This is a genomic window from Christensenella sp. (assembly GCF_034927525.1).
Taxonomy (GTDB): domain Bacteria; phylum Bacillota; class Clostridia; order Christensenellales; family Christensenellaceae; genus Christensenella.
This window is the reverse complement of record NZ_JAYFPU010000185.1, coordinates 1-5,998: the sequence shown is the minus strand read 5'-3', so window position 1 is coordinate 5,998 and position 5,998 is coordinate 1. Positions and strand designations below refer to the sequence as shown.

4 protein-coding genes are annotated in these 5,998 nt (G+C 50.7%); 2 read left to right on the top strand and 2 right to left on the bottom strand.

Features of this window, described 5'->3' with window-relative positions; genetic code table 11:
- The first annotated feature begins 147 nt into the window (after nucleotides 1-147).
- On the top strand, nucleotides 148-2,562 hold the full coding sequence (gene leuS / locus VB081_RS07665) for a leucine--tRNA ligase (protein WP_323400234.1): 2,415 nt from the start codon (nucleotides 148-150) through the stop codon (nucleotides 2,560-2,562).
- Between the two features lie 34 nt (nucleotides 2,563-2,596).
- Entirely contained in the window at nucleotides 2,597-3,349 is a 753-nt protein-coding gene (locus VB081_RS07660) for a hypothetical protein (protein WP_323400233.1), read from the top strand.
- Nucleotides 3,350-3,411: 62 nt separating this feature from the next.
- Here VB081_RS07660 and serS read toward each other — a convergent pair whose 3' ends face one another.
- Both serS and argS read right to left on the bottom strand, forming a co-directional pair.
- Complete coding sequence (serS, locus tag VB081_RS07655) at nucleotides 3,412-4,686, bottom strand: serine--tRNA ligase (protein ID WP_323400232.1); 1,275 nt, start codon at nucleotides 4,684-4,686, stop codon at nucleotides 3,412-3,414.
- 43 nt (nucleotides 4,687-4,729) lie between these two features.
- Nucleotides 4,730-5,998: arginine--tRNA ligase (gene argS / locus VB081_RS07650; protein ID WP_323400231.1), on the bottom strand; the 1,269-nt coding region annotated here is incomplete at its 5' end.

Sequence of the window (5,998 nt, the reverse complement as noted above, 5' to 3'; positions counted from 1 at the left end):
CTGATCACCGAAATCGTACGTTTTCGCGTGTCGGAAAACACCGCTAAAAAACAAAAGGCTTAAACACCCCCGCGCAATTGACTTTATGCCCAAAATAGCCGATAATAATTGGGTATATTGAAATTTGAGACCGCGGAGGCGAAGGAATTGAACTTTACTGATATTGAGAAAAAATGGCAACAAAAATGGGCTGATACGGGAATTTATAAATTCGACAAAAACAGCGACAAGCCCAAGCATTATGTACTGGAAATGTTTTCTTATCCGTCGGGCGCAAATTTGCACGTCGGGCACTGGTACAACTACAGCCTTTCTGACACTTACGCGCGCTTTATGCGTATGACGGGGCACAACGTATTTCACCCGATGGGGTTTGACGCGTTTGGGCTGCCGGCGGAAAATTATGCCATCAAAACGGGCATTCATCCGAGCGATTCTACGCTCAAAAACATTGAGACAATGGAAAAACAGCTGCAGGCGATCGGCGCGACGTTCGACTGGGACTATGAGCTTGTCACCTGTATGCCCGACTATTATAAATGGACGCAGTGGTGCTTTTTGCAGCTTTACAAGCACGGGCTTGCCTACCGCAAGGCCGCTCCTGTCAACTGGTGCCCGTCGTGCCAGACCGTTCTTGCAAACGAGCAGGTCATTGACGGCGCGTGCGAGCGCTGCGGGACGCTTGTCACCAAAAAACATCTGACGCAGTGGTTCTTTAAGATCACAGACTACGCGGAACAGCTTCTTGAAGGCTTAGACCGCATCGACTGGCCGGAAAAGACCAAGCTGATGCAAAAAAACTGGATCGGTAAATCACGCGGCGGCGAGGTCAAATTTGATATCGCGGGCGGCGGGGATTTCACCGTGTTCACCACACGCGCGGACACGCTTTTCGGCTGCACGTATGTCGTCATTTCGCCCGAGCATCCGCTGGTCGACAAGATCACGACCTCTGTGCAGGCGCAGGCCGTCAAAGAATATCAGGAATATGCGGCCAAGGCGACGGAGATCGACCGCCTTTCCACCACGCGCGAAAAAACGGGCGTGTTTACGGGGGCGTATGCCATTAACCCCATCAACGGACGGCAGGTTCCTATCTGGACGGCGGACTACGTGCTGGCAAGTTATGGCACGGGCTGCGTGATGGCGGTACCCGCGCACGACGAGCGCGACTTTGCGTTTGCGGAAAAATACATGCTTCCTATTGAGCGCGTGATCGACGCGGCGGACAAAGATACGGACGATAAGCTCCCGTTCACGGAGCATGGCGTCCTTGTAAACAGCGGAAAATATGATGGACTGACCACCGAGGAAGGCAAAAAGGCTATCCTTGATGATTTGAACAAAGAAAATCGCGGCGGCTTTAAGACCAATTACCGTCTGCGCGACTGGCTGGTTTCGCGCCAGCGTTATTGGGGCGCGCCCATCCCGATGGTGTATTGCGAGAAGTGCGGCGAGGTGCCCGTGCCGGAGTCTGAGCTTCCGGTCGAGCTTCCGTATGATGTGAACTTTACGCCGGACGGTACGTCTCCGCTTGCAAAAAAAGATGATTTTGTCAACACCACCTGCGCTGTTTGCGGCGGGAAGGCAACGCGCGACGTGGATACGATGGACACGTTCGTTTGTTCGTCGTGGTACTATATGCGTTATGCCGACAACAAAAACAGTGAGGAAGCATGGAACAAGAAGATCGTTGACGCGATGCTGCCCGTGGATAAGTATATCGGCGGCGCAGAGCACGCGGTCATGCACCTTTTGTACGCGCGGTTCTTTACCAAGGCATTCCATGATATGGGATACTTAGGCTTTGACGAGCCTTTCAATTCTCTCGTGCATCAGGGCACGATTTTGGGGCCGGACGGCGAGAAGATGAGCAAAAGTCGCGGGAACGTGATCTCTCCCGACGCTCTGATCAAGCAGTACGGTTCGGACACGCTGCGCCTGTATCTTGCGTTTGGTTTCAATTATATTGAAGGCGGCCCGTGGAACGACGACGGCATCAAGGCCATCAACCGCTTTTTGGAACGTGTGGAGCGGCTGGTCGATGCTGTTGCGAAGCTTGCAGGCGGCAGTGGCAAAGCGGATGCGGATTTGAATTATCAATTGCATTATGCAATCAAAAATGTGACGCATGACTATCCGATCTTTTCGTTTAATACGGCGGTCGCGCGCATTATGGAGCTTGTGAACACATTCTACAAATACATGGATGCACAGCCGGACGGTGTTTTTGCAAAGGAAGCTGCCAGAAAACTGTGCCTGATACTCGCGCCTGTTGCGCCGCATTTTGCAGAAGAAATGTGGGAACGCTTGGACGGCGGATATTCGATCTTCAATCAGGATTTCCCGCTGTGCGACGAAAGCGCGCTCGTGCGCTCGACCGTAAACATGGCGATCCAGGTGAACGGCAAGGTGCGTGCGAAGTTCGATATTTCTTCGGACGCTTCCAAGGAAGACACCGAGGCTTTCGTACGCAGCAAGTTTGCGAATTTGTGGGAGGGCAAGGAGATCGTGAAGTTGATCGTTGTGCCTGGGCGTATTGTGAATATTGTAGTGAAATAAAGAACACATAAAAGGGAAATTGGGGGAAAGAAAATTGAATAAGAAAATATGTGCTATTCTTGTAGTTATGTTGCTCATGGTGAGTATGGCTGTGGGTTGTGCGCCTGTGCCAGTGCCGACGGAAACGGTAGATATGGAGGCGATGGCATCAGCTGTTGAATCGCTCCAGGCTCAGTCTGAAGAAATCGCAGATAAAATGGAGGATCTGGAATTACCAGAGGAAAGCCAAATGCCGGAGTATGCGCCGGAGCCAACACCAATTCCGGAATATTCGGCAGGAGAACAAAACGCTATCCATACAGGGTACGCGAGCGAATATCTTGGTCTTTTTTGGCTAGCTCCTCAAGATGAACCTTATCAATTAATGACGCAGGATCAGATGTTAGAATATGCAGGTTTGTCTCCTGACAATCCTGCTGTTCAAGATTATTCTATTACTTGCGAAATGATGGCCTTGACAGATGGTGTTAACCTAGATATGAGAACACAACAGATACCGATTTCAGAAACTTCTGCGCAAGATTATTTAGATAATTTTCTTGAAACAATGGAATTATCTGGTTCAATCAGTTCTATTGAAGTTCAGCAACCTCGTGTTCTTGCGGATATAGAATTCGCGCAAAGTTCCGCTACAAGTCTAAGTAACAATGGTTCAACACTATATCATAGATATTTTACAGCAAAAAAGTACGACCGTTTGATTACCATTCACTTGAGTTATGACGAAAATTCTACAGACAAGGCTGAACTTGCGTTAACCTACTTCCAACCCTATTCGGTGGAATAAACGCAAACAACCAAAAACGGCGCGATGGAAATCCATCTCGCCGTTTTTTTGATGACATTCTTTTATTTTATACCGCGGATGAACTCGCGTCCGATATACGGCTGCAATGCCTGCGGCACTTTGATGCTGCCGTCCGCCTGCTGGTAGTTTTCCATGATCGCCGCCACGGTACGGCCGACCGCAAGGCCACTGCCGTTTAGGGTATGCACAAATTTCAGCGAACCGTCGCTGTCCCTAAAACGGATGCTTGCGCGGCGCGCCTGAAAATCTTCAAAGTTTGAGCAAGAGGAAATCTCTACATAGCGTCCGTAGCTCGGCATCCATACTTCGATATCGTATGTTTTCGCGGACGAAAAACCGAGGTCGCCGCCGCAAAGCAGCACGACGCGGTATGGTATCTGCAATATCTGCAAAATGCTTTCCGCATTTGCCACCAGCTTTTCAAGCTCCAGATAGGATTCATCCGGGCGTGTGAACTTCACGAGCTCCACTTTATTGAACTGATGGAGGCGGATGAGACCTTTGGTATCTCTGCCTGCACTGCCCGCTTCCGCACGGAAGCACGGCGTATAGGCACAGCGGTAGATGGGCAGGTCGTCTCCGTCCAGGATAGAATCGCGGTACATGTTCGTCACCGGCACCTCCGCCGTCGGGATCAGGTAGAGGTCTGTATCTTCGATGTGGTACATGTCTTCCGCAAACTTGGGAAGCTGTCCCGTACCTTCCATAGACTTCTGGTTTGCAACGAACGGCGGGATAACTTCCGAATAGCCGTTCTGCTCCGTATGGGTATTGAGCATAAAGTTCATGACCGAACGCTCCAGCCTCGCGCCCAGCCCTTTATAAAATACAAAGCGGCTGCCCGCGACCTTTGCGCCAAGCTCCGGATCGATGATGTCGAGGTCGCTGCCGAGATCCCAGTGTGCTTTGGGCTCGAAATCAAATTTCGTGGGCTCCATGAACTTGCGTATCTCTACGTTGTCAGCATCGTCCGTGCCCGCCGGTACGCTCGCGTCCGGACGGTTGGGGATGGTCATCATATATTTTTCGAGGTTGACCGTCATGATCTGCAACTCTGCATCATAATCTTTGATCTGTGACGCAAGCTCTTTCATTTCCAGCATGATGGCTGAAACGTCTTCCCCATTTTTCTTGAGCATGGGGATATCCTTTGATATCTTGTTCCGCTTTGCCTTCAGCTCTTCCACTTTTGTCATCAGCGCACGGCGTTCTTCATCGAGCTTCATGACCGCTTCAAGCGGAAGATCTTTGCTGCGTTTTTTGAGCGCGTCGGCGATCGTTTTGAAATTGTCACGCAATGTCCTTAAATCCAGCATTTTTATTCCAACCTCTTCTCTATCAAATAAACTTGTTTTGTATTTACATTTTGTTCGGTGCTTTGATGCCCAGCAGCGAAAGCCCCGTTTTGAGCGTATTTTTGACAGCTTGCGCCAGCGCCACGCGTGCGTTGGTCTGCTCTATATTATCGTCGATGATCCTGTATTCATAATAGTATTTATTGAACGCCTGCGCAAGGTCGATGAGATGCCGCGTCACATAGAACGGCTCGTTTTTCTCGCTTGCGGAAACCAGCGTCTGCGGGAAACCCGCTAAGGATTTCAGTACTGCGAACGCATCATCGTTATCCAGTACCGACAGATCCATGCCCTTGTCGTTTGCTTCGCAGCGCGCAATCACTGAGGCGCAGCGCGTGTGTGTATACTGTACATACGGCCCTGTCTCTCCATCGAAGTTGAGCACGCGGTCGAACGAAAACATGATGTCCTTGATACGGCTTTGGCTAAGCGTTGAGAAGATCACCGCGCCGATACCGATATCGCTTGCGACCTGCTCTTTGTTCTCCAGGTTTGGGTTCTTTTCCTCGATGATGGACAGCGTTTTTTCCACAGATTTTTTGAGCACGTCTTCAAGCAGCACGATCTTGCCTTGGCGCGTGGAAAGCGTACCGTCCTCTAGCGACACCATACCGAACGCGACATGCTCGCAGTCCTTCGCCCAGTCGTAGCCCATTTTTTTGAGAACCGCGAACACCTGCTTGAAATGCAGGTTCTGCTGGTAGGCCACCACGTAGAGGTTTTTATAAAAATCATACGTCTTTTTGCGATATTCCGCCGCTGCCAGATCGCGCGTCGCGTACAGCGTCGTGCCGTCGGATTTTAAGATGATCGCGGGCGGCAGTTCTTCTTCGTCGAGGCGCACCACATAAGCGCCTTCGCTTTGCACCAGTAAGTCTTTTTCGCGCAGCTCATCAAGCACTGCTGGAATTTTGTCGTTATAAAAGCTCTCACCCGCAAAGCTGTCGAACTGTACATCCAAAAGCTCATACACACGCTTTGCCTCGCGCAGCGTCAGATCTTTGAACCAGCCAAAGATGCGCATGGCCTCTTCGTCGCCGTCCTCGATCTTCCTAAACCACGCGCGTGCCTGCTCGTTTAAGGCTTCGTCTTTTTCCGCTTCCTCGTGAAAACGGACATAAAGTTTGAGCATTGCCGAAACGCTGTCGCGGTTGATCTCGTCGTCGTCTCCCCACATCTTGTAGGCGGCGATGAGCTTGCCGAACTGCGTGCCCCAGTCGCCCAGATGGTTGACGCCCACGACGTTATAACCCAAATGTTTGTTGATCTTATA